This is a genomic window from Ruegeria sp. CL6 (assembly GCF_056536465.1).
Genome location: NZ_JBQFPR010000006.1, coordinates 142443 through 168424, shown reverse-complemented (window position 1 = coordinate 168424; position 25982 = coordinate 142443). Strand labels below are relative to the sequence as shown.

Below are 25982 nucleotides of genomic sequence, written 5' to 3'. Positions count from 1 at the left end.
AAATACCCGCGGCTCATCTTGATCTTTGCGCTGAATACTCTTTTTGTTGAAATTGATTAATAAAAAAACTGCCAAAAGTAGAGTTTTGAAACCTTCTTCCTCTTTGACGAAAGCGCGGGTCCGAATTCTGGCCACGACAGACCTGCATATGAATATGACCGGGTTTGATTACTACAGCGACAGCCCGGACCCTTCCATCGGCCTGACACGCACCGCAAGCCTGATCAAACAGGCGCGGGCGCAGGCCGAGGAGCGCGGAGACCTGGCTCTGCTATTCGACAATGGCGACGCGCTGCAGGGTGCTCCGATCGGAGAGTGGGCAGTTGGGCAAACAGATGAACGTCACATCCTGATGCAGGCGTTCGACATGCTCGGATATGACACGATTGGATTGGGTAACCACGATTTCGGGTTCGGACTGGATGTCCTGGATCGAGTGATGGGGCAGGCACCGTGCCCGGTTCTTTGCAGCAATGCCACCCGGCAGGACGCGGCTCCGATCTGGCAAAGCCAAGCGATTCTAGACCGCTCCATCAGCGCAAACGGGCAGATAGCCCCTTTGAAAATTGGCGTCTTTTCTGTCCTGCCTCCGCAAACGGCCAAGTGGGAGGCCAACCATTTGAAAGGTGTCGTGGACATAGACGACATCGTGACTTGCGCACGAACCAAAACGAAAGAGCTAAAGTCTGCCGGATGCGACCTGATAATCGCGCTGGCGCATACCGGGCTGGGCACTTCGGCGCCGGAACCCCTGATCGAAAACGCCATTATCCCCTTGGCGGCCGTGGGTGGCATCGACGCGATCATCGCTGGACATTCGCATCTGACGCTTCCCGGGGCTGCGCATGACGGATTGGAGCATGTCGATTGGCAAAAAGGTTTCGTCCATGGAAAGCCGGTCGTGATGCCCGGCGCTGCGGGGTCGCATCTGGGGGTGATTGACCTGAACCTCAGCGCGGAACAAAACGGAAAATGGAGGGTCACCAGCCAACGCGCAGACCTGCGCCCCATATCGCCCACCGCGCCTCTGAACCCGCCAGTAGAAGACCCGGAAATTCAACGCCTGTTTGCCGAAGCACATGCTGCTACGCGAAAGATATCTGACCAGCCTGTTGGGAAAACACGGCGGCATCTGCACAGCTACTTCAGTTTTTGCGCTGCGGATCGTGGGCTTGCGCTGGTGGCATCGGCTCAGGCTGCGGCCCTGCGGCCCTACCTGAAAGGCACCCCGCTCGAGAGCCTTCCGGTCCTATCGGCGGTTTCGCCTTCAAAATTCGGGGGCCGTGCCGGGCCGCGCTTTTTTACCGACGTGCCGCCGGGCCAGATCCGCTTGCGCCATGTTCACGACCTCAGCATTTTTCCGAACGAATTGATGGCCGTCATCGTCACGGCAGAGCAAGTGAAGGAATGGCTCGAAATGTCGGCCAGTGTCCTCAACCAGATGCAGCCGGGCCACCAGCGAGACTTATTGAGCCCCGGGCGCGCCGGTCACAACTTTGATGTCCTGCACGGTCTGACCTACCAGATCGACCTCAGCCACCCTGCCCGTTTCGATATGGGCGGCGACATGACCAACCCATTGAACAGCCGGATTCGCGACCTGCAGTTCGACGGCCACCCCATTTGCAAGTCGCAGTCTTTCGTAGTTGCCCTGAACAACTACAGGGCAAATGGCGGCGGGCATTTTCCATTTGTTGATAGCGCACCGCAAATTCCCCTGCCGGTCTTGCCAATTCAACGCACCCTGCGGGATTACCTGTCTGGAGTGACCGACCCTGATCCGCTGGACAACGCCAAACCTCCGTTCACGCTTGCGCCAGTGCCAGGCGCTTTTGCCATCCTGAGAACCGGGGCCAAAGCCCTGCAACACTTGGCCGAACTGGACGAATTCGACCCAAAACCAATCGAGCAGGACGACAGTGGGTTTACGCAAATTCGATTGACACTCTGACGGGTTGTCATTTGCGCGACAGATGCCTATATCGACCCCTGAGAGGTTGGCGCGGGCGAGCGCCTCGCCAACCTGGTCAGGTCCGGAAGGAAGCAGCCACAACGAGCCCCGCTTGGGTCGATGTCCAACCTCTCACTTCTCCAAACCGAATATTTGTTACCGCGTCAGGCGATCAAACGGGGCCAAATGGCGGCGCTTCGGCGTGCAAAGATTCCGATATGCCCAATCTGTTTCAATCCAAAATCTTGCGCTGACAACAGATTCCGACGTGCACTTGGACCATAAAGGTTGGCCAGACGCCACACGGCCTTTGGCGGCGCCAGTTGGTCGTCTTCAAGCGCAAACAATTCCACGGGCTTTCCGTGCTTGGACCAGTCCGCAGCCGGTAGGCTTTTTCCGATTTCGGGCAGGTAATTCTGGGGCGCAGTGCACCAATCGCGCCACTGCCAATACACACCTGACGGCAGATCAGCGCCAAACCCGGTGGCCTTGCCCGGAAGGTACCCCAAAGATTTTACAACCAGAGGCACGTGGCCGTACCAGAACATCGAAGCCAAGGCGCGGTAGGGCCACGGGTGATCTGACAAAGTCGCCAGACCCGAACAAATACAGATCATACGGTCGATCTGTTCACAATCGGGCGAAACGGGGCCGAGCATGCCACCAAGGGAATGACCGATGCTCCACTGTTGCGCGTTAGGGAACCGTCTACGCATTTCGGCGCGCGCCGCAGGCATGTCATTCAAGGCCCAACCCGCCATTGTCGCCTGCGCGTCCTGCCTCCGCCCTGTCAGGGAATCGCCGAAATCGCTGTAGTCGTAGGTCAGACAGGCGATACCCTGTTCGGCCGCCAGCCAGTGAGCGAAGTGCTGGTAGTAATCTCGCGGAACACCCGTCGCGCCGTGCACGACAACGGCAATCTCTGGCTTTGTCATCGGCAAATACAATCGCGCCGACAATTTTGCCTGGCCAGAGGGAATCAAGAAATCCTCGATCAGCACCGACTGCAAGTTATCCAACATGGGCCCTCTCGAAGCTACTGAACTGTTCGGTTCACTCTCCTATCGGGCCATTTGCACCCACAGAGTCAAGAGCGCGCAAGAGTGACCATGCGTCCGTTTGAATTCTACTGCACGCTTGACTCGGAAGGATTTCACCCGCTAGCGATGGCGTGATGGTTCTCGTTCCCGATCTCTGGGGGCGGGATGAAAAGGGAACACGGTGCGGTCCCAACCGGAGAAACCGGAACGGACCAAGGCCGCGACTGCCCCCGCAACTGTAAGCGGTGAGCAATGCCGAGACACCACTGGCCAAATGGCTGGGAAGGTCGGCAACGCGAAGACCCGCAAGTCAGGAGACCTGCCATCGAACCAAAACCGAAACTCGGGCGGGGCGTCCGGGCAGGTCTTCAGTTCGCTGAACCTTCCTGACCAATGCCCCGGCCAACGCGCGGAGGGCGCAGTATGATCTGGAAGACAAAAACTCACGAATTTTCGGCAACGGTATGCCAGAGGACCGGCAGACCCTGCCCGGCGCTGGCTCAGATGGCGCGCGCATTGGCGGATGCGATGGCGACCGCGCAGCCTGCGACCAACCGTGAATTCGAGGTGGAGGGCAGCGGCGAGCTGGCTCATTGCGCCGACGGGTGCACCGCACGTTTTCGCGCGGATCACGCTCAGATCAGGGTGTTTTGCGGCATCGGCTCTGACACGCCCGCCGCAATCTTAAATGAATACGCCGACCTGATGTTCGGTCAGGACACAACCTTCATGCCAGCCGGAGTTGTTTCTGAATTGCCGTGCGCAATGCTCGAAGTGACAACACTTGCGGCGCGACCAGCGTCCGACGCGCAGCATCAGCTCGGGGTGTGACGTCAAGCGCCACGCGGAACCGGTGCCGTCGCCCAGGCAAGCTGCGCGGCGGTTTCCACTGCGCATGGCCTTGCGGCCCGCAATCGGCGCAGAGCCTGCTCGGGGGTTTCGTCGCTTTCCACCATGAGGCGCAATACCGTCATTCCGGAACGCCCGCACCCGCCCCGGCAGTGCACCAGAACCTTGCCGCCACCTGAAAGTATCCGCAGCGCCGCAGCGCTGACTTCCGACCATTCTGTTTGCGACCCTGATGACGGGGCACCAAAATCTTCGATCGGCAGGTGAACCCATTTGACCGAATTGCACTGCAAATCGTGTCCCAGCCCGCTCGCCCTGGCATCTGCCATTTCGATGTCCGTCGTCATTGAGATCACCAGATCTGGCCGCCATTCAAGGAGTGTTCCCAGATCCCCAGCGTAGTCCCCATGCCGACCCGGTATCGGAGCCAAGGCCACCAAGCCGGAACCAATCGGTACGGGATAGATTTCAAACTTGTCCAAAAAAACCACGCAGCCTGCATAGAAAGCCCGCGAACGGGGCAAACATACTTACCGAAAGCTGTACCTCCTGCGATCTGCCATGCCAAATCGAAATTCATCGCACCCTGCTGTGGACGTAGGCGGCGGGGGTCACTACGCTGCAAAGCTGATACGAATCCGACAGAGCAGACATGACCGAAACTCCAAGCCCCGCCTATCAGGTGCTCGCGCGTAAATACCGTCCTGAAACTTTTGCCGACCTCGTGGGCCAGGACGCGATGGTGCGCACGCTGAAAAACGCATTCGAGGCCGATCGGATCGCGCAGGCATTCATCATGACCGGCATTCGCGGCACCGGCAAAACCACAACGGCGCGGATCATTGCCAAGGGCATGAACTGCATCGGACCAGACGGCGAAGGCAAAGCCACGATCGAACCCTGCGGCCAGTGCGAACACTGCGTGGCCATCATGGAAGGCCGCCACGTTGACGTGATGGAGATGGACGCCGCAAGCCGCACCGGAGTGAACGACATTCGCGAGATCATCGAAAGCGTCCGATATCGCGCCGCCAGTGCACGCTACAAGATATACATCATCGACGAAGTTCACATGCTGTCGAACAGTGCGTTCAACGCTCTGCTCAAGACCCTTGAAGAACCGCCCGAGCACGTGAAGTTCATCTTCGCCACCACCGAGATCCGCAAGGTTCCGGTGACGGTCCTGTCCCGGTGTCAGCGCTTTGACCTGCGCCGGATCGAACCCGAGGACATGATCGGCCTGCTGAATAAGATCGCAACTGCCGAGAACGCTCAGATCGCCGAGGATGCTCTGGCGCTGATCACCCGCGCGGCGGAAGGATCGGCTCGGGATGCGACCTCGCTGTTGGATCAGGCTATTTCACACGGTGCCGGGGAAACCAGTGCCGATCAGGTGCGGGCCATGCTGGGATTGGCCGATCGCGGGCGAGTGTTGGACCTGATGGACATGATCCTGCGCGGCGATACCGCCGGAGCTTTGACGGAGCTGGGCGGCCAATATGCCGAAGGTGCCGACCCACTGGCCGTGCTACGCGACCTTGCCGAGATCACGCATTGGGTCTCGGTGGTCAAGATAACGCCGGACGCTGCAGAAGACCCGACGGTCTCGCCTGACGAACGCGCGCGGGGCGTTCAGATGGCCGAAGCCCTTCCGATGCGCATCCTGACCCGGATGTGGCAGATGCTGTTGAAAGCGCTCGAAGAGGTTTCGGCCGCGCCAAATGCGATGATGTCGGCGGAAATGGCCATTATCCGGCTGACCCATGTCGCCGACCTGCCCACCCCGGAAGATCTGATCAGACGTCTTCAGGACGCGCCACCCCCTGCCCCCAACGGCGGACCCGGCGGCGGAATGCCAGCGCCGACGCACGGCACCGTTCAGGCACATGCACCTGCAGCACGGTCTTACGCGGCGCCAGCAGGTGGCGGCGCGGGCGCACCCAGCGCAGCTTTGGCGCGGGACACTCAGACCGCCTTGGCCCGGTATCCGACCTTTGAACATGTGGTCGAACTGATCCGCACAAACCGGGACGTGAAACTGCTGGTCGAGGTTGAAAACGGCGTGCGACTGGTTTCGTACCAGCCGGGACGGATCGAGTTCACTCCGGCCGACAATGCTCCGACGGATTTGGCGCAAAGGCTGGGATCGGCGTTGCAACGCTGGACCGGAAATCGCTGGGCGGTATCAGTCGTATCGGACGGTGACACGGCGACAATCGCCGAGGTCAGGGACGCGGCAGACCTCGCGCTGCGGGCGCAGGCCGAGCAGCATCCGCTGGTTCAGGCGGTGCTGGAACAATTCCCAAAAGCCCGGATCAAAAGGATCGAAACGCCCGAGGAACGCGCCGCCAAGGTCGAAACAGAAGCCTTGCCCGAAGTCGAAGACGAATGGGACCCGTTCGAGGAGGATTGAACCCTTCGCGAAATCAATACCCGCAATGCTCCCGCGCCCGCCACGGGTCATCGGCTGACGCCGATACCCCTGAGCGGACTTGGGCCCGGCAGCGCGGGCAAGGCCCGCGCTGCCGGGCCCAACGGGAGGAAAGGTCTTGCCAAAGACCTTGACGACGGGCGGGAGACCTACGGCCCTTGTGCCGCGCGGGTGCCGCCCGTATTTAGACTTCAAACTGACTTACAGGAGAAACACGATGCTCAAAGGACTCGGCGGTCTGGGCGACATGGCCAAGATGATGAAATCCGCACAGGATTTGCAGACCAAGATGACCGACATGCAGGAAGAACTGAACACCATCATGGTTGTTGGCGAATCCGGTGCCGGGCTGGTCAAGGCCACCGCCACTGCAAAAGGCGAACTGAAAGGTCTGGACATCGACCCATCGATCTTCAACGGCGACGACAAGGAAGTGGTCGAAGACCTGATCCTTGCCGCCATTAAGGATGCGCAGACCAAAGCGGCAGAGCGGTCGCAGGAAGAAATGGCAAAGCTCACCGAAAGCATGGGCCTGCCCGCAGACATCAAGCTGCCGTTCTGATAGACACTCCTGATGAAACACAGGCCGGGCGCCACTGCCCGGCTCATTTGCAGGAGCGCGCGCAGTGAGCTCGAACAGCGACATCGACAACCTGATCGACCTGTTGGCCAAGCTGCCAGGGTTGGGCCCGCGCTCGGCCCGCCGCGCTGTGCTGCACCTGATCCGCAAGCGCGCCCTGCTGCTGACCCCCCTATCCGATGCCATGCAGCAGGTCGCCATCACCGCCCGCGAATGTCTGAACTGTGGCAACGTGGGGACGACCGATATCTGCGATATCTGCAACAGCGAGGTCCGCGCGACTGGTGAGCTGTGCGTGGTCGAGGACGTCGCTGACCTTTGGGCGATGGAGCGTGCGGGCGTGTTCAAAGGCCGCTATCATGTTCTGGGCGGCACGCTATCGGCACTGGACGGCGTCGGCCCGGACGAACTGCGCATCCCCCGCCTCAAGGACCGGGTGATGGCTGAAGGAGTTACCGAGGTCATCCTAGCGTTGAACGCCACCGTCGATGGCCAGACCACAGCACACTACATCGCCGATCAGCTAGAGGGGCAGGTCCGCCTGACCTCGCTAGCGCAGGGTGTGCCGATTGGCGGGGAGTTGGACTATCTGGACGACGGGACGATTACGGCAGCGCTGAGGGCGCGGAAGGAGTTGTGAGCCGTTGCGGGCTGTAGCGCGTCAATAGAGCCCATCGGTTTCGTCAATCAGCACCGGTGGCCCCAAATAGTCCGCTTCAAACCGGACGCGCGCGCCACTGTAGTTCTCGAAATGAACCGTTAGTCCGAGGGCATCATTCCTAAATGATCCTTTCAAGTACCCGGCAAAGCTTTCGATACTTCCGACCCAACCATTCGCACTGGACAGCCTGAACTCCGTCCACTTTTTCAGTTCCGTGCTGCGCTCAGCGTCCAGCTTGTGTTCAGGCCAGCGCGTATTTTCGCACTGAAAAACCCCATAGTTCGCATAGGGTTTGGCTGCATCAATGGGCGGCCAGTCAAAGACGTGAAAACGCGCCAAGAAATTGCCTAGGACTACATAAATGCTGTGTTTGTCGACAGCCTTATCTTCAGTCGTGCCGCCATTCCACGCACTCTCATCTTTGGTCAAGAAATATCCCAGGCACGCGTCGGCCCCCCAAACCACCGGATCTGTACTTTCAAAGGGTTGCCATTCTTCCTCCTGAATTGGCGGATCAAGGATTGATGGACCTTTGCGACATCCGTGGGTCGCACAATAGGCGTTTGGGTCAAATCGGAAACCACTGGGTTTTTCAGGTAGCTCGCCTTCTGCCCAAACGACTGGTCCGACTACACAGCAAATTGCAGTGAGTATCCTAAAAACATAGACTCGAAGAGTAATAGGACCCGGAATCAAGTAGCCGCCGCCTCCGAAAGATGAAAATGTGGTTTAATCAACAAACGCACAACTGGCGTTTCAAAGTCAAAAGGAAAAATTCAACTTTGTGGCACCGATAAACCCTTTGTTCCGATTTGCGTGTCATTTAGAGTTCGAGAAGTTAATTCACAGTCTATGAAAAGAGATCATGACCCGCCTTCTCGCCCTCACCCTCGCCGCCTTCACCGCAACCGCCGCTTGGTCGCAGGAACTCATCGACAAAGGCTTTGCCGAGGGTTGGAACATCATGATGGACCCCGCGCTTGGCAACGGGTGCCTGATCCAGACGGTGTACGAGGATCTGTCGGTCGTTCGTCTAGGCTATGACGCTTTGGGCGACCGCGGGTATTTTACGGTTTTCAACAAGGCGTGGGGGGATATTGAACAGGGCCAAAGCTATCCCATCCGGTTCGAGCTGGACGGCAATAGCTTTGACGCCACCGCCATTGGGTTCAAACAGAACCGCGTGCCGGGTGCGACGGTGTTTTTCACCGACCGGAACTTTGTGAATGCCATTGCTCAGAACCGCACAATGACCGTTTACAATCCGGCAGGGGAAACCGTCATGGCCATAGACCTGAAGGGCACGGCCAAGGCGCTGGAATACGCGCGCGACTGCCAGAACAAAAAGCTCTAGCGAATCGGATCGAACAGGGCGTCTGTCGCCGCGCAGTCCCGGATCACATCCCGGCCACAGGGCACCGGTTCAAGATCGCGAGACAGGCACAGGCGGACCTCTTGGATATAGCCTTGTTTGCAGGTGATGGTGATCATGTCCGGCTGTAGCCCCGGATTGGCTTTCACAAACGCCTCTTCAACCACCGAGGCCGGAAGTTTGACGGCCTCATCCAGCTTGCGAAAGACCTCGGGCCGCACGACTTGCTCGTAAGCATGGCGCGACAGGGCGAAATAATCCGGCGCGGAGAGGCCCGAGCAGGTTCCGTGTTTCTTCCACTGATGCCACGCCAAACCGGACGTGCCCTGAATATCCGCCATTTCCCGCGTCATATGGCGCGACGGTGGAGCCTCGGCGGTTTGGCAATAGGACGGCCAGCCCTGATGAAACTGTGGCCACAACCCATGCAGAATCCAGCCGTGATCGTGGCGCGCATCGCATTGGTCCGAGCCGCGCGCATCCCCTTCGCGCGCGCACCAGTTGGGCGACCAGCTGAGGGCCAGAACATAGTAGTCGAATTCCCCAGCCTTTTCGCCCTCGGCCTGCGCCGCCGCTGCACTCAGAACCCATAACAACAGCCCCAGAATCCCTTGGCGCATTCGCCTCTTCCCTTCTTGACCTTGCGCGACTATATACGGGCCAAGTTCCCCGACAACGGAAACCTGCCCCAAGACCACGGGGCCGCCGAATTCCGGCGACGGGACAGATGTATTTAAAGGAGACGGGCTGATGGCAAAACCGCTTATGGCCAAGGCAACAGCCGTATGGCTGGTGGACAACACCACGATCAGCTTCAAGCAGATCGCGGATTTCGTAGGCATGCACGAGCTTGAAGTGCAAGGCATCGCCGACGGCGACGTGGCCGCTGGCGTCAAAGGGTTCGACCCCATCGCCAACAACCAGCTGACCCAGGACGAGATCGACGCCGCGCAGAACAACCCGCTGCACAAGCTCAAGCTCAAGTTCAACGCCGCTGCAGCAGGCGAAGAAAAGCGCCGTGGCCCGCGTTATACGCCGCTGTCCAAACGTCAGGACCGTCCGAACTCGATCCTGTGGCTGGTCAAGTTCCACCCTGAACTCAGCGATGGTCAGATCGCCAAGCTGGTCGGCACCACCAAGCCCACCATCCAGTCGATCCGTGAGCGCACGCACTGGAACATCGCCAACATGCAGCCGATCGACCCGGTCGCCCTGGGTCTGTGCAAACAGTCCGAACTGGATGCGATCGTTCAGAAGGCCGCGGCCAAAAAAGCCGCCGAAGGTGGCGTCATGAGCGATGACGAACGCCGCAAGCTGGTCTCGACCGAGCAGTCGCTGGAAATGGACGCCGCGCCAAAAATCCCGACCGCGATCGAAGGTCTGGAAACATTCTCGCTGTCCGACGACCCGGTCGAAGAAAAAGACGACGAGCCGGTCATCGACGCGGACAGCTTCTTCAACCTGCCCAAAGGCGGGGCCGAGGATGAAGACGAAGACGATCTGCGCCCCTAATGCACAGACAGCCCCTGCCTGAACGGGCCGGGGCTTTTTTAACGGGAACCACATGCTGAACGTATTGTCTGCCGTATTTGGTCCGCACCGAGCCGTGTCGATCTATGCCTTTATGAAGACCAAGGGTCTGGCTGTGCTGGGAGGTGTCGGAGTCGTTGCCGTTGCAGCGGCGCTCTTGCTGCTCAACGACGACGGGCGGCACGAGCACGAAGCGTTCATGACGGTCCCGGTCCTGTCTGCCACGCCGATCAACGGGGATCTCAAGAACGGGGTCATCGCCTCGGTACGGTTGCCGGATGGATCCGCGACATCGATCTCGTCCACCGAAGCGCCGATTTCCCAGACTGTTGGCGACAAAGCCTGCATAGAAAAACGCGTTTACATCGAAAGTGGCGAACCGCGATACCGCTTCAAGCTGCCGCGATATTGCGAAGCAAGCTGATCGCGCAAAACCGCCCGGTGACACCACCGGGCGGTTTTTCCTTTTAGGCGTTTCGGGTTCAGCTAGAGACCCCAACCGCACTAGATCATCTGAAATATGATCCCTGCGATAATGGCTCCGGTTATGCCCAGCCCCAGATAGGTCGCAAACACCTTCGGCTTGACCAGCGACCAGACGGCGGCCATGGCCGGGATCGAACTGACCGCACCTGCGACCATGAACGACATGGCGGCCCCGACACTCATCCCTTGTTCGGTCAGACCGGCCAGCAGCGGCGGTGCAACGTATGAGTTCAGGTAAGCAGGCATCCCGACCAGAGCCGCGATGACGATGGGCAAGACACCCTCACCACCAACCACCCGAGCGATTAGATCAGCCGGAACGTAGCTGACCAGCAGCGCCTCGAGCACATAGGCCAGAGCCAGCCATTTCAGCAGGAACAGGCCGTTGTGAACGAACTCGGACCGAAAGCGCTGGCGACGCTCGGGCTCTTGCCAGAACCGCCAGACGGGTTTGTCATCCTGCTTGGGGCCACACCCGCAGCAACCGGCTGGTTTGTATTCCCGTAGCGGCTGCGCGAATGCGCCGCTGCGCATCAGACCTCGCACGACGAAACCGCCGAATAGCCCCAGAGCGACAGCAGCCACGGCTTTCCCGATCGCGAACGGCCAGCCCAAAGCACCCGCTGTGATCAGCAAGGTGGGCGGGTCAATCAAAGGAGAGCTGAGCCAGAACGCCATCACCGCCGACAAGGGCGCACCCAGCGCCAGCAGTCCCGCGATGAACGGGATCACCTCGCAGGAACAAAACGGTGCCAACCCGCCAAACAGAGCGGCGAGGAAAATCATCCGTGTTTCGCGCCCTTCAAAGGCGCGGGCGACCATGACCTCGGCCCCTGTCGCCTTGAGGTAAGACAAAAGCAGGACAGCAAACAGAATATATTGCCCGGTATGCGCAAGTGCCTTGCCTGCGAAAGTGACAACCTCTACCCAGTTTCCGGGGTCCAGAACCGCCACGGCGATCAAAATCGCGACGATCACCGCCCATGGCGTTTTGATCACGTCCAGCGCAGCTTTTCCCGAAATCTTCGGGTTCTGTGTCAATTCAGCCATCGTTCGCGGCCTTTCCCACTTCGTCCGCGCAGCACTCGGACAAGATGAACTGCGCCAGATTTCTAAGCTCGTCATAGCTGGCGCGGTTGATCGTTGTGCGCCCTATTTTCTCTTGCTCAACGACACCACCGGCCGCCAGAAACCGCAGGTGATGCGCCAATGTAGACGGCGCGATACCCGTGCGTTCCTGTATTTCGCCAACGGTCAAACCGGCCTCACCTGCCCGGACCAGAGTTTTCAGAACTTTCAACCGGGCCTCGGATCCCATGGCCGAAAATCCTGCTGCGGCGGTTTCCCACATGTCGCATTCTCCATTAAACTAGATTTCTAGTTATTTAGGTGAGTCGAATTCCGTTGTCAACGCAAATAGACAAATCCCTGTAAGTCCAGATTGCTCACTCCATAAGTCCACCCTATAAGACCCTATGGGCATTTCGGTCGACACCTTCTTTCTTGAACTCAACGGACAAGGCACGCTGCAGGCACAGATCCAGCAGATGATTGCCGAGGGCATTCTGTCGGGCCGTTTTCACGTGGGCGAAAAGCTGCCCTCATCCCGCAAACTGGCCGCGCATCTGGGCGTCAGCCGGATTACGGTGACGCTGGCTTATACGGAACTGCTGGCCAATGACTACCTGACTGCCAAGGGCCGATCCGGGTACTATGTCTCGCAAAATGCCCCAGTGCCACCAAAGTACTCGCCAGTTCAGCGCGGGGATGAAACCGTTGACTGGAATACGGCACTGGCGCGACGCTTCTCGGACGGAGAAGTTTTGTTCAAACCCAGCGATTGGCGCGATTATCGCTATCCCTTTATCTACGGACAGGCAGATCGAACGCTTTTCGACCACGCCAACTGGCGTCTCTGCGCAGTGCGTGCCTTGGGTCACAAGGACTTTGACTCTCTGACCGGAGATTACGTCGATCAGGACGATCCGCTGCTGGTCGAGTTCATCGCCCGACACACCCTGCCCCGTCGGGGCATTGCTGCGCGACCGGAAGAAATCCTGATCACCATGGGTGCGCAGAACGCCCTCTGGCTGGCCTCGCGCATATTGCTGAATCGCAATCGCACGGCTGTGATCGAAGATCCCTGCTATTATGCGCTGCGCGATCTCTTGAATCATTCCGAGTGTAAAGTGGCTCCTGTCCCGGTTGACCGTGATGGTCTGCCCGCCCACGCGCTGCCGAAGGAGACAGACGTGATCTTCACGACACCCAGCCACCAAAGCCCGACCACCGCGACCATGCCCGTGGACCGCCGAACAGACTTACTGAACCGCGCGCGCGAGCTTGATGCGATGGTGGTCGAGGATGATTACGAATTCGAGATGGCCTTTCTGGGCGCGCCCTCTCCCGCGCTCAAATCGATGGACCGGGACGGGCGGGTAATCTATGTGGGCAGCTTTTCCAAATCGCTCTTTCCGGGGCTGCGCCTTGGCTACATGGTAGGCTCGGAACCGTTCATTCGCGAGGCCCGCGCCCTGCGCTCGCTGGCGCTCCGCCATCCGCCCGGACATATCCAGCGCACGGCCGCATACTTCCTGTCGCTTGGCCACTACGATGCGCAAATCCGAAGGATGTCAAAGGCGCTGGCCCAACGGCGCGATGCGCTGGACAACGCGGTGGATCAGCATGGCCTGACCGTTGCCGGACGTGGAATTCTTGGCGGGTCATCCCTGTGGATGTCTGCGCCGCCCCATGTGGACACGACGGAACTCGCGCAAAGGCTGCGCGGTCAGAGCGTTCATATCGAGCCGGGCGCGCCGTTCTTTTCCGGCCCTGAACGGCCGCGGAATTTCTATCGCCTCGGCTATTCTTCGATCGCCCTTGATCGCATTGCGCCCGGTGCGAAACTCATCGCCGACGCCATCGGTGCCTACTGAGTCAACTCTGGACCTATTCCGCCGTTCGTTCTGGCCCTAACGCCACCCGTTCCCTTGGGCCAAAACCGTATTCAAAGGCAGGGTAAATCGCCCGGCCATTCCACACATGCGCGGAGATCAGTCAGATGAAAATGACCACGGAAGAAGCCTTTGTTAAGGTTCTGCAAATGCACGGGATCGAACATGCGTTCGGGATCATCGGCTCGGCCATGATGCCGATCTCGGACCTGTTTCCCAAGGCGGGCATCATGTTCTGGGACTGTGCGCATGAGGGCAGCGCAGGCATGATGGCGGACGGCTATACCCGCGCCACCGGCAAGATGTCGATGATGATCGCGCAGAACGGCCCCGGCATCACCAACTTTGTCACCGCCGTCAAAACCGCCTATTGGAACCACACTCCGCTACTGTTGGTCACACCGCAGGCGGCGAACAAGACCATCGGTCAGGGCGGCTTTCAGGAAGTCGAACAGATGAAACTGTTCGAGGACATGGTCGCCTATCAGGAAGAGGTCCGCGACCCGTCCCGCGTGTGCGAGGTTCTGAACCGCGTGATCATGCAGGCGAAACGCACCAGCGCGCCCGCTCAGTTGAACATCCCACGTGACATGTGGACTCAGGTGATCGACGTAGACCTGCCCGCGATTGTGGAATTCGAGCGCCCCTCGGGTGGTGAAAACGCCGTAGCGCAGGCGGCAGACCTGCTGTCCAACGCCAAGAACCCGGTGATCCTGAACGGCGCGGGTGTGGTTCTGTCCGAAGGCGGGATCGACGCCTCGATTGCTTTGGCCGAACGTCTGGATGCGCCGGTCTGCGTCGGCTACCAGCACAATGACGCCTTCCCCGGCAGCCACCCTCTGTTCGCCGGTCCTTTGGGTTACAACGGCTCAAAAGCGGGGATGGAGCTGATCAGTGAGGCCGATGTGGTTTTGTGCCTCGGCACCCGTCTGAACCCGTTCTCGACCCTGCCGGGCTATGGCATGGAATACTGGCCCGCTGACGCCAAGATCATTCAGGTCGACATCAACCCCGACCGCATCGGCCTGACCAAGAAAGTCTCGGTTGGCGTGATCGGAGACGCCGCCAAAGTCGCCAAGGGCATCCTTGAGCAGCTCAGCGATACAGCCGGGGATGCAGGCCGGATCGAGCGCAAGTCTCGAATTTCGCAAAAGAAATCGGCTTGGGCACAGCAACTCTCGAGCATGGATCACGAGGATGACGATCCTGGCACCACATGGAACCAGCGCGCTCGTGCCGCCAAGCCAGACTGGATGAGCCCTCGCATGGCGTGGCGTGCGATACAGGCGGCACTGCCAAACGAAGCGATCATTTCCTCGGACATCGGCAACAACTGCGCCATCGGCAACGCCTATCCGTCTTTTGAGGCGGGCCGCAAATACCTGGCGCCGGGACTGTTCGGGCCGTGTGGCTACGGGCTGCCTTCCGTCGTCGGCGCAAAAATCGGCAACCCGGATACTCCGGTCGTCGGCTTCTCTGGGGACGGCGCTTTTGGCATCGCGGTAAACGAACTGACCGCAATCGGGCGCGAGGAATGGCCCGCGATCACGCAGATCGTCTTCCGCAACTACCAGTGGGGGGCCGAGAAACGGAACTCGACCCTTTGGTTTGACGACAACTTCGTGGGCACCGAATTGGACACCAAAGTCTCGTATGCCGGGATCGCGCAGGCATGTGGCCTGAAAGGTGTCGTGGCTCATACCATGGATGAGCTGACGGCGGCGCTGAACCAGGCGATCGAAGACCAGAAAAACGGGATCACCACCCTGATCGAAGCGATGATCAACCAGGAACTGGGTGAGCCCTTCCGCCGCGACGCGATGAAGAAACCGGTGGCGGTTGCGGGCATCAGCGCGGATGACATGACCCCGCAGGCCGGGGCGTAACCCGCGTGAAGCCTCTGCGCGCCATTCTCGGGACGGCCAGCGCGTCGGACAAAATCATCGCCCTTTCCGAGGGCGATGATCCCCGTGTCGTCGAGGGCGCGGTCATGGCGGTGAAAGAGAATGTCGCGCGGATCATTCTGGTTGGCGACACAGCCAAGGTTACACCTCTGTTGGAGGCGCAGGGCGAGTTCAACCGCGAACACATCGAAATCCACGATCCGGCAACATCTGCGCTGACACCCAAACTGGCAGAAGCCTTGTACGAGCGACGCAAGCACAAGGGCATGACGCTGGATGACGCGCGCCAGCGGATCACCAACCGCCTGACCTACGCAGCCATGCTTGTGCAACAGGGCATTGCCGACGGCACAGTAGGCGGCGCGGTCGAGACCACCTCGGACACTGTGCGTACCGCGTTGCAGATCATCGGCACGGCCCCGGACGCCGCCATGGTTTCAAGTTTTTTCCTGATGCTGTTCTGCCAGGACCACCACGAGGTAAAGGGAGCGCGCATATTCGCCGATTGCGGTCTGGTCGTGGACCCCGACGCGCAGGAAATGGCGGAAATCGCCCGCGCTTCGGCTGCGTCCTACACCACGCTGACAGGAGATACGGCGCGCGTGGCGATGCTATCCTTCTCGACATCCGGCAGCGCCGAGCACCCGAAGGTCTCAAAAGTTGTCGAAGCCACCCATATCGCGCGTGCCAAGGATCCGAACTTGTTGATCGACGGAGAGCTGCAGTTCGACGCCGCCTTCGTGCCCGAGGTCGCAGCGCAAAAGGCGACCGAATCGCCCCTGAAGGGCGAAGCGAACGTATTCGTGTTTCCCAGCCTGAACGCAGGCAACCTAGGGTATAAAATTGCACAAAGAATAGGCGGGGTCGAAGCCATCGGACCAGTTCTGCAAGGGCTGGCCAAACCCGCGAATGATCTGTCCCGTGGCTGTACGGCCGAAGACATACTGCACATGATCGCCGTTACCAGCGTTCAGGCGCAACATGGCCAGATTGGGAAATGAGCCGCCGATAGCCGCTAAAATGCAAAAGTTATTCCGGTTCTCGGCAAAATGTGAGAATGATCAGATCGTTAACTACAGGGGGCCGATTTGAACCAGCCAGTCATAGATACCTCGCCCAAGGTCTCGGATGAGGTTCGCAAGACCACCTGCTACATGTGCGCCTGTCGCTGCGGCATCAACGTTCATATGAAAGACGGAAAGGTCGCCTATATCGAGGGCAACCGCGACCATCCCGTCAACAAGGGCGTTCTGTGCGCCAAGGGCAGCGCCGGGATCATGCAGGTCAACGCGCCATCGCGCCTGCGCAAACCGCTGCGCAGGGTCGGACCACGCGGCTCGGGCGAATTCCGCGAGATCGAATGGGACGAAGCGATCAGCACCGCAGTCGGCTGGCTGAACGAGCTGCACGAGACCGCCCCGCAGAAACTGGCCTTCTTTACCGGCCGCGACCAAAGCCAAAGCTTTACCAGCTTCTGGGCACAGCATTTCGGCACGCCCAACTACGCGGCCCATGGCGGGTTCTGCTCGGTCAACATGGCCGCAGGTGGCATCTACACGATGGGCGGTGCCTTCTGGGAGTTCGGCCAACCCGACTGGGACCACACCAAACTGTTCATGCTGTTCGGCGTGGCCGAGGACCACGACAGCAACCCGATCAAGATGGGGATTGGCAAGATCAAGGCACGCGGCGCGCGGGTGATTGGCGTGAACCCGATCCGCTCGGGCTATAATGCGGTGGCCGATGACTGGGTCGGGATCACGCCCGGCACCGACGGTCTTTTTATCCTGTCACTGATCCATGTGCTGATGAAGGCGGGTAAGATCGACCTCGACTATCTCAGCCGCTACACAAATGCGCCGGTTCTGGTGAACGCCGCAGAAGGTCCGGAAAAGGGACTGTTCCTACGCGACGCAGACGGCAAACCTCTGGTGATCGACCGCGTGACTGGCGAACCAACCGCCTTCGACAAACCCGGCGTGCGCCCGGATCTGTCGGCCACCTACGACAAAGATGGCGTTACGCACCGCCCGGTCTTTCACCTGATGGCCGAGAAATACCTGTCGGACGATCACGCCCCCGAAGCCGTCGCCGACCGCTGCGGCATCCCCGCCAAACGCATCCGGGCCATTGCGGCCGAAATCGCCCGCGTCGCCTTTGACGAGGCGATCGAGCTGGATCACGAATGGACCGACTTCCGGGGCGAAAAGCACAGCAAAATGACGGGCCGCCCAGTCAGCTTTCACGCCATGCGCGGAATTTCCGCCCATGCCAACGGCTTCCAAACCTGCCGCGCTCTGCACGTGCTGCAAATCCTGTTGGGCACGGTCGAGGTCCCCGGCGGCTTCCGCTTCAAACCTCCCTACCCCAAACCGGTCGAGGCGCATCCTACCCCACACGGCGACCGCCGCCCCGGTCGACCATTGGAAGGGCCGCACCTTGGCTTCCCACGTGGTCCCGAAGACCTGCTGCTGGACGAAAACGGCAACGCGCAACGCATCGACAAGGCATTCACATGGGAAAACCCGATGTCGGCCCATGGGCTGATGCATATGGTGATCTCGAACGCCGCTGCCGGTGACCCGTACAAGATCGACACGCTGTTCATGTATATGGCGAACATGTCGTGGAACTCATCCATGAACACCAAGGGCGTGATGGAGATGCTGTCGGCCAAGACCGAAGACGGCAAGTATGTCATCCCCAAGATCATCTACTCCGACGCATATTCCTCGGAAATGGTGGCCTATGCCGATCTGATCCTCCCCGACACCACCTATCTGGAGCGGCACGACTGCATCTCGCTGCTCGACCGCCCGATCTGCGAGGCCGACGCCGCCGCCGACGCGATCCGCTGGCCCGTGGTGGAGCCCGACCGGGACGTGCGCGGCTTCCAATCGGTGCTGATCGAACTGGCAAACCGCATGAGCCTGCCGGGTTTCACCAACGAAGACGGCACGCCCAAATGGAAAGACTACGCCGACTACATCGTCAACCACCAACGCAAACCCGGTATCGGCCCCCTGGCCGGGTTCCGGGGCGAGGATGGCACCAAAGAAGGACGCGGAGAGGTCAATCCTGACCAGTTAAACCGCTACATCGAAAACGGTGGCTTCTACGTGGCGCATATCCCCGAGGGCGCGGACTACTACAAACCGTGGAACGCGGCCTATCAGGACTGGGCGGTGGGCATGGGCCTCTATGACCGCCCGCAACCCTACCTGTTCCAACTCTATTCCGAGCCCATGCGCAAATTCCAACTGGCCGCCGAAGGGCATGGCGACCGCCAGCCCCCCGAGCACCTGCGCCAGCGGATCAAAAACACAATGGACCCGCTGCCGATCTGGTACGAAACCGACCAGCAGGGCAACGAGGGCTTTACCGTTAACGCCCTGACCCAACGCCCCATGGCGATGTACCACAGCTGGGGCACCCAGAACGCATGGTTGCGCCAACTCCACGGCCGAAACCCACTCTACGTCCCCACCAAACTGATGCGCGAACACAACCTACAAGACGGCGACTGGGCCAAAGTCACCTCGCCTCACGGAGAAATTACAGTCCCGGTTATGGAAATGTCCGCGCTGAACGACAACACCGTCTGGACATGGAACGCCATCGGCAAACGCAAAGGCGCGTGGGCCTTGCAGGAAGACGCGCCCGAGGCCACCAAAGGGTTCCTCCTCAACCACCTGATCCACGAATTGCTGCCCCCCAAAGGCGATGGAATGCGATGGGCCAACTCGGACCCGGTCACAGGTCAGGCGGCGTGGTTCGACCTCAAAGTCAAAATCGAAAAGACCACCCCTCCGACCGAATCGCAAAGCCAGCCGGAATTCGGCCCGATCAACTCCCCCGTCGGCACCGGCCCAAAGGATATTGCATGGAAGGTTGGCAAATGACCGGGTCCGCGCTTCATCTGGCTAAAAATATCCCGGGGTCTGGGGCAGAGCCCCAGCCAAACCTCACCACACTCGCAGAGGCAAGCCCGTCATGACCCAGCTCCCCCAATCGACCGAGCGCAAAATGGGCCTCGTCATCGACCTTGATACCTGCGTCGGCTGTCATGCCTGCGTGATCTCGTGCAAAGGATGGAACACCGAAAACTACGGGGCACCCTTGTCCGATCAGGACGCCTATGGTGCCGACCCGTCGGGCACGTTCCTGAATCGCGTCCACTCGTACGAGGTTCAGCCCGCCGAAGGCCACGCCCAACTAATCCACTTTCCAAAATCCTGCCTGCATTGCGAGGACGCGCCCTGCGTCACCGTCTGCCCCACCGGGGCCAGCTATAAGCGGGTCGAGGATGGCATTGTGCTGGTCAACGAAAACGACTGCATAGGTTGTGGCCTCTGCGCGTGGTCCTGCCCTTACGGAGCGCGTGAGATGGATATGGCGGAAGGAGTGATGAAGAAATGCACGCTCTGCGTTGATCGTATCTACAATAAAAACCTTCCCGAGGTGGACCGAGTCCCCTCCTGCGTTCGCACTTGCCCCGCCGGGGCACGGCATTTCGGCGACCTTGGAGACCCCGAAAGCGATGTCAGCAAATTGGTTGCCGAGCGGGAGGGGATGGACCTGATGCCCGAAATGGGCACCAAGCCCGTGAACAAATACCTGCCACCACGCCCCAAAGACCAGGTGGAAGACCAGATTGATATTCTGGCACCGCTGCTGGCCCCGGTCGCCGAAGAACCCAAGGGTTTTATCGGCTGGCTCGACAAAGCTCTGGAGAAGCTCTGATGCATCCAGCCCCTTCCGTCATCATTTTCACCACCCTGTCCGGCCTGGGTTTCGGTCTCCTCTTCTTTTTGGGCCTTGGGTTGCCGGACGTCACCGGCTGGGTTGCGTTCGTTTTCTTTGTTATCGCCTATGGTCTGTCTGTGGGCGGGCTGATGGCCTCGACCTTCCACCTTGGACACCCGGAACGCGCTTGGAAGGCGTTCACTCAATGGAGGTCCAGTTGGCTTAGCCGCGAAGGATGGTGTGCAGTCATCGCACTGATCGTTATGGGCCTTTACGCGATCGGAGCCGTCTTTCTGGGACAACGGTGGAGCGTGCTCGGGCTTATCGGGTCTGCGTTTTCGCTGGCAACTGTTTTCACAACGTCCATGATCTATACCCAGCTCAAGACCATCCCGCGCTGGAACATGAAGCTGACACCGGCGCTGTTTCTGAGTTTTAGTCTGGCTGGAGGCGCGCTGCTTGCAGGTCAAACCGGGCTGGCGGTTCCTTTGTTGCTGGTCGCCGCGACTGTTCAAGCGCTGTATTGGTGGCAGGGCGACAAAGCGCTTGCCCAATCAGGAACCAACCTGGGCACAGCAACGGGTCTGGGGTCACGCGGATCGGTTCGGGCGTTTGAGCCACCTCACACAGGGACGAACTATCTGCTGCGGGAGTTCGTGCATGTCGTGGGGCGCAAACACGCCGAGAAACTGCGGATCATTTCGTTTCTGCTGGCTTTCTTCGCCCCAGTTGTTCTGCTGTTTCTGCCGTTCAACCACTTTTTTGCCCTGCTTGCGGTGCTCTCGCATCTGGCGGGTGTTGCCGTGTCGCGCTGGTTGTTTTTCGCGCAGGCCGAGCACGTGGTCGGATTGTATTACGGCAAACGGTAAGGAAGGGGGCCAGCCCCCTTCTTGGTCTTTCAGACCAATTCATCCCCCGGGATATTTCTAGCCAGATGAAGGGCGGATCCCGCCAAGGTTCAGCCGGATTATAGCAGACCGGCGTGGGCCATTGCCGCGTCAATCGCGGATTTGGTTCCGTCTTCCAGTTCTGTCAGGGGCGAACGGACCTCGGTACTGCAGAGGCCAAGTTTACTGAGGGCGTATTTTGCTCCCACCAGGCCGGGTTCAATAAAGATCGCCTCGTGCAATGGCATCAGCCGATCCTGGTATTCCAGCGCCTTGGCGTAGTCACCCGCAAGTGTCGCCTGCTGGAATTCGGCGCAGAGTTTCGGCGCTATGTTTGCTGTTACCGAGATGCAGCCCACGCCCCCATGCGCATTGAAGCCCAACGCGGTTGCGTCCTCGCCCGACAATTGACAGAAATCTGGCCCGCAGGTGGCGCGCTGCTGGCTTACGCGCGCCAGATCACCGGTGGCATCCTTGACGCCGACGATGCGCGGCAGCTCCGCCAGCTCTCCCATCGTCTCAGGGGTCATGTCGACGACCGAACGACCGGGAATGTTGTAGATGACAATCGGGAGATCCGCGCAGTCATGCAGCGCGCGGAAATGCGTGATCAGACCTTTTTGCGTCGGCTTGTTGTAGTAGGGGGTCACGACCAGCGCGGCGTCGGCACCGACCTTCTGTGCGAATCGCACGAAACGGATGGCTTCAACTGTGTTGTTGGATCCCGCACCCGCGATCACGGGCACTCGCCCGGCCGAGGCTTTCACGACCTCTGCGACGACGGTTTCGTGTTCTTCATGGCTGAGGGTGGGGCTTTCTCCGGTGGTGCCTACGGGCACTAGACCGGTCGACCCTTCCTGAATTTGCCATTCCACCAACCGTTTGAGCATATCCAAGTCCAACTCGCCGTTTGTGAACGGGGTGACCAGGGCTGGCATCGAGCCTTTGAACATGACACGCTCCTCAGAGTGCAGTTGGCAATTTTGGGCCACCAGCGATCACAATCTGAGCGATGTGAGTTGATCCCGGCGGCGCAAGGTTTATCCTGAATGGCTCTATCCTTGGTTGGTTGGGAAATGCAAGGCATGACACGCGTTCTGACGCTATTGATGGCAATGATTCTGGGATCATTCGGGCAGGCGCATGCCGATGCAGCGAGCGATCTGCGCGCCGGACTGTATGAAATGCGCAAAGGCGACTGGAACGCCGCTTTGCGCGAAGCCGGTGCTCGGGGGTCCGTGTCGCGTGACATAATCGTCTGGCATTGGCTGCGCGAAGGTTTTGGCAGTTCCGGTGATGTACTGGTCTTTCTGGACCGCCGCCCGGACTGGCCCGGTCTGACATGGCTGCGCCGGAAAAGTGAACCGGCGTTTACCGGTGCGGATCCTGACCGTGTTTTGAAATTCTATTCCGATGTGCCGCCGCAAACAGCGGAAGGCGCCTTGAACTATGCGGTGGCACTCAAAGCCAAGGGGCGTCAGGGGGATGCCGAGGCCGATATTGTTGCCGCATGGCGGACCATGCCGATGGGTAAAGGGCTGCAAAAGGATTATCTTGAAAACTTCGGAAAGCTCCTCAAGCCGCACCACGAAGCCCGGCTGGATCGGATGCTGTGGGACAACCACCTTGTCAGCGCGGGGCAGATGCTGCCTTTGGTCGCGTCTGATCACCGTAGACTGGCCGAAGCCCGGATCGCCCTGCAAAAGCGTCAGCCAGGTGTGGATGGTAAGGTGGCCGCCGTTCCCAAGTCGCTGGCAGAGTCTCCGGGGCTGGCGTTTGACCGGTTTGTCTGGCGGGACAAGAAGGAACTGGATGACAGCGCCATTGACCTGATGCTGGCGCGATCCACTGGCCCCGAGGCTCTGGGCGAACCGGACAAATGGGCAGAAGGCCGCCGTCGGCTGGCGCGGCTGGAGATGCGCGGGGGCAATGCCAACCGTGCCTATAAAATCGCCGCCAACCACCACATGACGCCTGAAATGGGCTATGGATATGCCGACCTTGAATGGCTGTCAGGGTTTCTTGCCCTGCGCAAACTGAACGACCCGGCAACCGCCGTTCGACATTTCCAGAACTTTTCGGACGCCGTTCAGTCGCCGATCTCGAAAGGGCGGGCCGGATATTGGCTTGGGCGGGCTTACGCGGCACAGGGCAATGCGGACAAGGCCTACGAAGCCTATGCGATGGGAGCGGACCATCAGACCTCGTTCTACGGTTTGCTGGCGGCTGAGCAGATTGGCCGCCCCTTCGACGGTGAGTTGGCAAATCCCAGACGCGCGCCGCATTGGAAACAGGCCGAATTCGCCGAGTCCAGTGTGCTGGAGGCGGGGTTGTTGCTGCTACAGGCCGGTGAAGCGAACCTGTCAGAACGGTTCCTGACACACCTGGTGGAAGACCTAGACTCGGTCGAGGCAACCCAGTTGGGTGATCTGGTGATCGAACTGAAAGAGCCTCATTTGGCGGTGATGATTGCCAAGCGTGCGGCCAAAACCGGTGTTGTCCTTCCTGCTGCCTATTACCCGGTGCATCCGGTGGCCGATCTGGGTCTGCCTATGGCGAAGGAGATGACTCTGGCCATTGCCCGGCGCGAAAGTGAGTTTGACCCGGTTGTCGTCAGCGGCGCAGGTGCCCGAGGTTTGATGCAGGTTATGCCTGCGACCGCTCAACTGGTTGCCAAGAACATGGGCATTCTCAGCGGTCACAAAACGGGCAAGCTGACGTCGGACTGGCAATACAATGCCAAGCTGGGGGCGAACTACCTGTCTGGGCTGGCGGCCGATTTCAACGGCAATGTCGTGATGATGGCCGCCGGATATAACGCCGGACCGCGCAGACCGATCTCGTGGATGGGCCGATATGGTGATCCGCGCGCGGGTGAGATCGACGTTGTCGACTGGATCGAGACGATCCCGTTCAGCGAGACCCGCAATTACGTGATGCGCGTCGCCGAAAGCCTGCCGGTTTACCGCGCCCGTCTGGGCCAACCGGCCCTGCCGATCCCGTTTTCGCAGGAGTTGATAGGCTCAACCTTGGCGGCGTTCGCGCCATAGGGTGAACAGACCAGCAGCGATGACCAGCCCGGCGCCGATGACGACGGCGGGCCGCAGGGTTTCGCCAAAAACCGAGATACCCAGAATCGCGCTCCACATCAGGTGGAAATAGGCAAAGGGCTGCACGGCGCTGGCTTCGGCCATTTCATAGCACTTGATCAGCAGCCAATGCCCCAGAACCCCGCTGAGGCACAGCAGCCCCATCCAGAACCAATCGCGGCTTTCCATCGGCTCCCAGAACCACATGCCGACCGCAGTCATGGCGACCGCTCCGGCGATACCGGTCCAGAAAAAGCTGGTTGCGGTGCTGTCCTGTCGGGCGACATACCGGGTCAGCAACCCGTAGACGGCGAACATCAGGGCCGAGATCAGAGGTATCACGGCCAACGGATTGAACACGCCCATGCCGGGTTGGAGGATAATCAGCACACCCATGCAGCCGACGCCAATCGCCATCCACCGCCGCCAGCCCACCTTTTCGCCCAATACCGGACCGCTGAGCGCAGCTATCAGAAGCGGATAACAGATGAACACGGCCTGGCTTTCGATCAGGCCCAGAACGGTAAAAGCATAAACCGCCACGCAAATCTCACCGGCCAGCAGAACACCGCGCAATATCTGCCATCCCAGTTGGCTGGTCCGCGCCGTCACCCCGATACCACCCGGAGCACGCAGGGCCAGTGCCACGACGAATGCGGCAAAGAACCAGTACCGGATCATGACGACCATGTAGGTGTTGTAAGTTCCGGCAAGGTGGCGGGACATGCCGTCCTGCAACGCAAACACAACGGTTGCGGCAATCATCAAGGCGATACCTGCGCGCGTATTGTTCTGTTGCGTCATGATCTGACCGCCCGCGTCATGTGACGTTTGCGGCCATATCCCGGCGCGCGGGTGACAGAAAAACCCGCCTCCTCCAATCCGCGGCGAACGAAACCAGCAGCCGTGTAGGTCGCAGCAGTGCCGCCGGGGGCCGTGTGGTCGGCCACATGCTGCATCAACTCAGCCCCCCACAGCTCTGGGTTCTTGGCAGGAGAGAACCCATCCAAAAACCACGCATCGGCAGATTTTGTCCATTTGGGCAGCGTCTCGCGTGCGTCCCCTTCGATAACCTCAAGCCGCAGCGTACCCAGATCGCACGACCCTCCGCGCCAGTGCTGCAGAAAACGCGTGCCCCAGGGGGCGATTTCGGGAAAAGCCTCCAATGCGCGGGACATATCCGCAGGGTCCATTGGGTAGGCTTCGAAACTGGTGAAGCTCAGAGGAGTTGTTTGCCCGGACTTCTCCCACTCTGACCACACGGTCAGCATATTCAGACCGGTGCCAAACCCAAGTTCGGCAATATGAAACCCTGGCGCGAAGCGCGCGGGCAGGTCGTTGCCGTCAAGAAAGACATGGCGCGTTTCAGCCAGCCCGTTCTGCAACGAGTAATACGGATCGTCGAACCGATCTGAAACGGGTATGTGATCGTCGGTCCAAGTCAGTTCGGCGCGCTGGTCTGCCATCGGGGAATCCTGTAGCTAAGCGGCGCGACACTGAAC

At 59.8% G+C, this 25982-nt stretch carries 24 protein-coding genes, 1 other RNA gene and 1 riboswitch; of the genes, 16 read left to right on the top strand and 9 right to left on the bottom strand.

Features of this window, described 5'->3' with window-relative positions; genetic code table 11:
• Positions 1–43: 43 nt before the first annotated feature.
• Together ACR0LH_RS17080 and ffs are read left to right on the top strand one after the other, a co-directional pair.
• The gene (locus ACR0LH_RS17080; protein WP_480721821.1) at positions 44–1951 is read left to right on the top strand and encodes a bifunctional 2',3'-cyclic-nucleotide 2'-phosphodiesterase/3'-nucleotidase; all 1908 of its coding nucleotides are present in this window, start codon (positions 44–46) and stop codon (positions 1949–1951) included.
• A gap of 39 nt (positions 1952–1990) precedes the next feature.
• An RNA gene (ffs, locus tag ACR0LH_RS17075) (signal recognition particle sRNA small type) lies at positions 1991–2089 on the top strand.
• Between the two features lie 26 nt (positions 2090–2115).
• On the opposite strand, the gene ACR0LH_RS17070 is transcribed toward ffs, so the two are convergent.
• Entirely contained in the window at positions 2116–2973 is an 858-nt protein-coding gene (locus tag ACR0LH_RS17070; RefSeq protein ID WP_480721820.1) for an alpha/beta hydrolase family protein, read from the bottom strand.
• Positions 2974–3109: 136 nt separating this feature from the next.
• A riboswitch (cobalamin riboswitch) is annotated at positions 3110–3332 on the top strand.
• A 163-nt stretch (positions 3333–3495) separates the two neighbouring features.
• Here ACR0LH_RS17070 and ACR0LH_RS17065 point away from each other — a divergent pair.
• On the top strand, positions 3496–3822 hold the full coding sequence (locus ACR0LH_RS17065; protein WP_480721819.1) for a hypothetical protein: 327 nt from the start codon (positions 3496–3498) through the stop codon (positions 3820–3822).
• 2 nt (positions 3823–3824) lie between these two features.
• Here the strand turns inward: ACR0LH_RS17065 and ACR0LH_RS17060 are convergent, their stop codons facing one another.
• Complete coding sequence (locus tag ACR0LH_RS17060) at positions 3825–4322, bottom strand: protein-tyrosine phosphatase family protein (protein ID WP_480721818.1); 498 nt, start codon at positions 4320–4322, stop codon at positions 3825–3827.
• Between the two features lie 170 nt (positions 4323–4492).
• On the opposite strand from ACR0LH_RS17060, the gene ACR0LH_RS17055 reads away from it, so the two are divergent.
• The 3 genes from ACR0LH_RS17055 to recR all read left to right on the top strand — a co-directional run bounded on the left by ACR0LH_RS17055 (position 4493) and on the right by recR (position 7491).
• Positions 4493–6253, top strand: coding sequence for a DNA polymerase III subunit gamma/tau (locus tag ACR0LH_RS17055; RefSeq protein ID WP_480721817.1), 1761 nt, complete (start codon positions 4493–4495; stop codon positions 6251–6253).
• Between the two features lie 235 nt (positions 6254–6488).
• Complete coding sequence (locus tag ACR0LH_RS17050; RefSeq protein WP_170386032.1) at positions 6489–6833, top strand: YbaB/EbfC family nucleoid-associated protein; 345 nt, start codon at positions 6489–6491, stop codon at positions 6831–6833.
• 64 nt (positions 6834–6897) lie between these two features.
• A complete protein-coding gene (gene recR / locus ACR0LH_RS17045; RefSeq protein WP_480721815.1) occupies positions 6898–7491 on the top strand; it encodes a recombination mediator RecR in 594 nt (197 codons plus the stop codon).
• 21 nt (positions 7492–7512) lie between these two features.
• On the opposite strand, the gene ACR0LH_RS17040 is transcribed toward recR, so the two are convergent.
• The gene (locus tag ACR0LH_RS17040; RefSeq protein ID WP_480721814.1) at positions 7513–7941 is read right to left on the bottom strand and encodes a hypothetical protein; all 429 of its coding nucleotides are present in this window, start codon (positions 7939–7941) and stop codon (positions 7513–7515) included.
• Positions 7942–8377: 436 nt separating this feature from the next.
• On the opposite strand from ACR0LH_RS17040, the gene ACR0LH_RS17035 reads away from it, so the two are divergent.
• Positions 8378–8866, top strand: a complete 489-nt coding sequence (locus ACR0LH_RS17035; protein WP_170386039.1) for a hypothetical protein — start codon at positions 8378–8380, stop codon at positions 8864–8866.
• On the opposite strand, the gene ACR0LH_RS17030 is transcribed toward ACR0LH_RS17035, so the two are convergent.
• Positions 8863–9504 carry a ribonuclease T2 family protein gene (locus ACR0LH_RS17030; protein WP_480721812.1) on the bottom strand — a complete coding sequence of 214 codons (642 nt, stop codon included), beginning with the start codon at positions 9502–9504 and terminating at the stop codon, positions 8863–8865. The genes ACR0LH_RS17035 and ACR0LH_RS17030 overlap by 4 nt on opposite strands.
• A 130-nt stretch (positions 9505–9634) precedes the next feature.
• Here ACR0LH_RS17030 and ACR0LH_RS17025 point away from each other — a divergent pair, with 130 nt between their 5' ends.
• Positions 9635–10396, top strand: a complete 762-nt coding sequence (locus tag ACR0LH_RS17025; protein WP_480721810.1) for a DUF1013 domain-containing protein — start codon at positions 9635–9637, stop codon at positions 10394–10396.
• Between the two features lie 52 nt (positions 10397–10448).
• Positions 10449–10838: a hypothetical protein gene (locus ACR0LH_RS17020; RefSeq protein ID WP_170796679.1), complete on the top strand. Its 390-nt coding sequence runs from the start codon at positions 10449–10451 to the stop codon at positions 10836–10838.
• An 80-nt stretch (positions 10839–10918) separates the two neighbouring features.
• Here ACR0LH_RS17020 and ACR0LH_RS17015 read toward each other — a convergent pair whose 3' ends face one another.
• Both ACR0LH_RS17015 and ACR0LH_RS17010 read right to left on the bottom strand, forming a co-directional pair.
• Positions 10919–11950: a permease gene (locus ACR0LH_RS17015; protein ID WP_480721809.1), complete on the bottom strand. Its 1032-nt coding sequence runs from the start codon at positions 11948–11950 to the stop codon at positions 10919–10921.
• Positions 11943–12251 (bottom strand): metalloregulator ArsR/SmtB family transcription factor, encoded by a 309-nt coding sequence (locus ACR0LH_RS17010; RefSeq protein WP_170386056.1) that lies wholly within the window; start codon positions 12249–12251, stop codon positions 11943–11945. The genes ACR0LH_RS17015 and ACR0LH_RS17010 overlap by 8 nt, the downstream gene beginning before the upstream one ends.
• Before the next feature lie 124 nt (positions 12252–12375).
• Between ACR0LH_RS17010 and pdxR the strand changes: the two genes are divergently transcribed.
• From pdxR to ACR0LH_RS16980, 6 genes are all read left to right on the top strand, one after another.
• Positions 12376–13836 carry a MocR-like pyridoxine biosynthesis transcription factor PdxR gene (pdxR, locus tag ACR0LH_RS17005; RefSeq protein WP_480721808.1) on the top strand — a complete coding sequence of 487 codons (1461 nt, stop codon included), beginning with the start codon at positions 12376–12378 and terminating at the stop codon, positions 13834–13836.
• 125 nt (positions 13837–13961) lie between these two features.
• The gene (xsc, locus tag ACR0LH_RS17000; protein ID WP_480721806.1) at positions 13962–15740 is read left to right on the top strand and encodes a sulfoacetaldehyde acetyltransferase; all 1779 of its coding nucleotides are present in this window, start codon (positions 13962–13964) and stop codon (positions 15738–15740) included.
• A 5-nt stretch (positions 15741–15745) separates the two neighbouring features.
• Positions 15746–16759, top strand: coding sequence for a phosphate acetyltransferase (gene pta, locus ACR0LH_RS16995; protein WP_480721804.1), 1014 nt, complete (start codon positions 15746–15748; stop codon positions 16757–16759).
• Positions 16760–16846: 87 nt separating this feature from the next.
• Complete coding sequence (locus ACR0LH_RS16990) at positions 16847–19660, top strand: molybdopterin oxidoreductase family protein (protein WP_480721802.1); 2814 nt, start codon at positions 16847–16849, stop codon at positions 19658–19660.
• Between the two features lie 91 nt (positions 19661–19751).
• Positions 19752–20501 (top strand): 4Fe-4S dicluster domain-containing protein, encoded by a 750-nt coding sequence (locus ACR0LH_RS16985; RefSeq protein WP_480721801.1) that lies wholly within the window; start codon positions 19752–19754, stop codon positions 20499–20501.
• Complete coding sequence (locus ACR0LH_RS16980) at positions 20501–21373, top strand: dimethyl sulfoxide reductase anchor subunit family protein (RefSeq protein WP_480721800.1); 873 nt, start codon at positions 20501–20503, stop codon at positions 21371–21373. The genes ACR0LH_RS16985 and ACR0LH_RS16980 overlap by 1 nt, the downstream gene beginning before the upstream one ends.
• A gap of 98 nt (positions 21374–21471) precedes the next feature.
• Here ACR0LH_RS16980 and dapA read toward each other — a convergent pair whose 3' ends face one another.
• Positions 21472–22344, bottom strand: coding sequence for a 4-hydroxy-tetrahydrodipicolinate synthase (dapA, locus tag ACR0LH_RS16975; RefSeq protein WP_480721799.1), 873 nt, complete (start codon positions 22342–22344; stop codon positions 21472–21474).
• Between the two features lie 132 nt (positions 22345–22476).
• Here dapA and ACR0LH_RS16970 point away from each other — a divergent pair, with 132 nt between their 5' ends.
• On the top strand, positions 22477–24441 hold the full coding sequence (locus ACR0LH_RS16970; protein WP_480721798.1) for a lytic transglycosylase domain-containing protein: 1965 nt from the start codon (positions 22477–22479) through the stop codon (positions 24439–24441).
• On the opposite strand, the gene ACR0LH_RS16965 is transcribed toward ACR0LH_RS16970, so the two are convergent.
• A complete protein-coding gene (locus ACR0LH_RS16965) occupies positions 24415–25284 on the bottom strand; it encodes a DMT family transporter (protein WP_170485739.1) in 870 nt (289 codons plus the stop codon). The two genes, ACR0LH_RS16970 and ACR0LH_RS16965, sit on opposite strands and share 27 nt — an antisense overlap.
• Positions 25281–25946 carry a tRNA (5-methylaminomethyl-2-thiouridine)(34)-methyltransferase MnmC2 gene (gene mnmC2 / locus ACR0LH_RS16960; protein ID WP_480721797.1) on the bottom strand — a complete coding sequence of 222 codons (666 nt, stop codon included), beginning with the start codon at positions 25944–25946 and terminating at the stop codon, positions 25281–25283. Before mnmC2 ends, ACR0LH_RS16965 begins: the two co-directional genes overlap by 4 nt.
• Positions 25947–25982: the final 36 nt, after the last annotated feature.

What these genes read in the sequence shown, in the direction of transcription:
- ACR0LH_RS17035 (WP_170386039.1), top strand. Translation starts at nt 8,378, where the DNA reads ATGACCCGCCTTCTCGCCCTCACCCTCGCCGCCTTCACCGCAACCGCC.
- ACR0LH_RS17020 (WP_170796679.1), top strand. Translation starts at nt 10,449, where the DNA reads ATGCTGAACGTATTGTCTGCCGTATTTGGTCCGCACCGAGCCGTGTCG.
- ACR0LH_RS17010 (WP_170386056.1), bottom strand. Translation starts at nt 12,251, where the DNA reads ATGTGGGAAACCGCCGCAGCAGGATTTTCGGCCATGGGATCCGAGGCC.
- ACR0LH_RS16970 (WP_480721798.1), top strand. Translation starts at nt 22,477, where the DNA reads ATGACACGCGTTCTGACGCTATTGATGGCAATGATTCTGGGATCATTC.
- ACR0LH_RS17030 (WP_480721812.1), bottom strand. Translation starts at nt 9,504, where the DNA reads ATGCGCCAAGGGATTCTGGGGCTGTTGTTATGGGTTCTGAGTGCAGCG.
- ACR0LH_RS16965 (WP_170485739.1), bottom strand. Translation starts at nt 25,284, where the DNA reads ATGACGCAACAGAACAATACGCGCGCAGGTATCGCCTTGATGATTGCC.
- ACR0LH_RS17055 (WP_480721817.1), top strand. Translation starts at nt 4,493, where the DNA reads ATGACCGAAACTCCAAGCCCCGCCTATCAGGTGCTCGCGCGTAAATAC.
- dapA (WP_480721799.1), bottom strand. Translation starts at nt 22,344, where the DNA reads ATGTTCAAAGGCTCGATGCCAGCCCTGGTCACCCCGTTCACAAACGGC.
- ACR0LH_RS16980 (WP_480721800.1), top strand. Translation starts at nt 20,501, where the DNA reads ATGCATCCAGCCCCTTCCGTCATCATTTTCACCACCCTGTCCGGCCTG.
- ACR0LH_RS17050 (WP_170386032.1), top strand. Translation starts at nt 6,489, where the DNA reads ATGCTCAAAGGACTCGGCGGTCTGGGCGACATGGCCAAGATGATGAAA.
- ACR0LH_RS16985 (WP_480721801.1), top strand. Translation starts at nt 19,752, where the DNA reads ATGACCCAGCTCCCCCAATCGACCGAGCGCAAAATGGGCCTCGTCATC.
- ACR0LH_RS17025 (WP_480721810.1), top strand. Translation starts at nt 9,635, where the DNA reads ATGGCAAAACCGCTTATGGCCAAGGCAACAGCCGTATGGCTGGTGGAC.
- ACR0LH_RS17065 (WP_480721819.1), top strand. Translation starts at nt 3,496, where the DNA reads ATGGCGCGCGCATTGGCGGATGCGATGGCGACCGCGCAGCCTGCGACC.
- ACR0LH_RS17015 (WP_480721809.1), bottom strand. Translation starts at nt 11,950, where the DNA reads ATGGCTGAATTGACACAGAACCCGAAGATTTCGGGAAAAGCTGCGCTG.
- ACR0LH_RS17070 (WP_480721820.1), bottom strand. Translation starts at nt 2,973, where the DNA reads ATGTTGGATAACTTGCAGTCGGTGCTGATCGAGGATTTCTTGATTCCC.
- pdxR (WP_480721808.1), top strand. Translation starts at nt 12,376, where the DNA reads ATGGGCATTTCGGTCGACACCTTCTTTCTTGAACTCAACGGACAAGGC.
- xsc (WP_480721806.1), top strand. Translation starts at nt 13,962, where the DNA reads ATGAAAATGACCACGGAAGAAGCCTTTGTTAAGGTTCTGCAAATGCAC.
- mnmC2 (WP_480721797.1), bottom strand. Translation starts at nt 25,946, where the DNA reads ATGGCAGACCAGCGCGCCGAACTGACTTGGACCGACGATCACATACCC.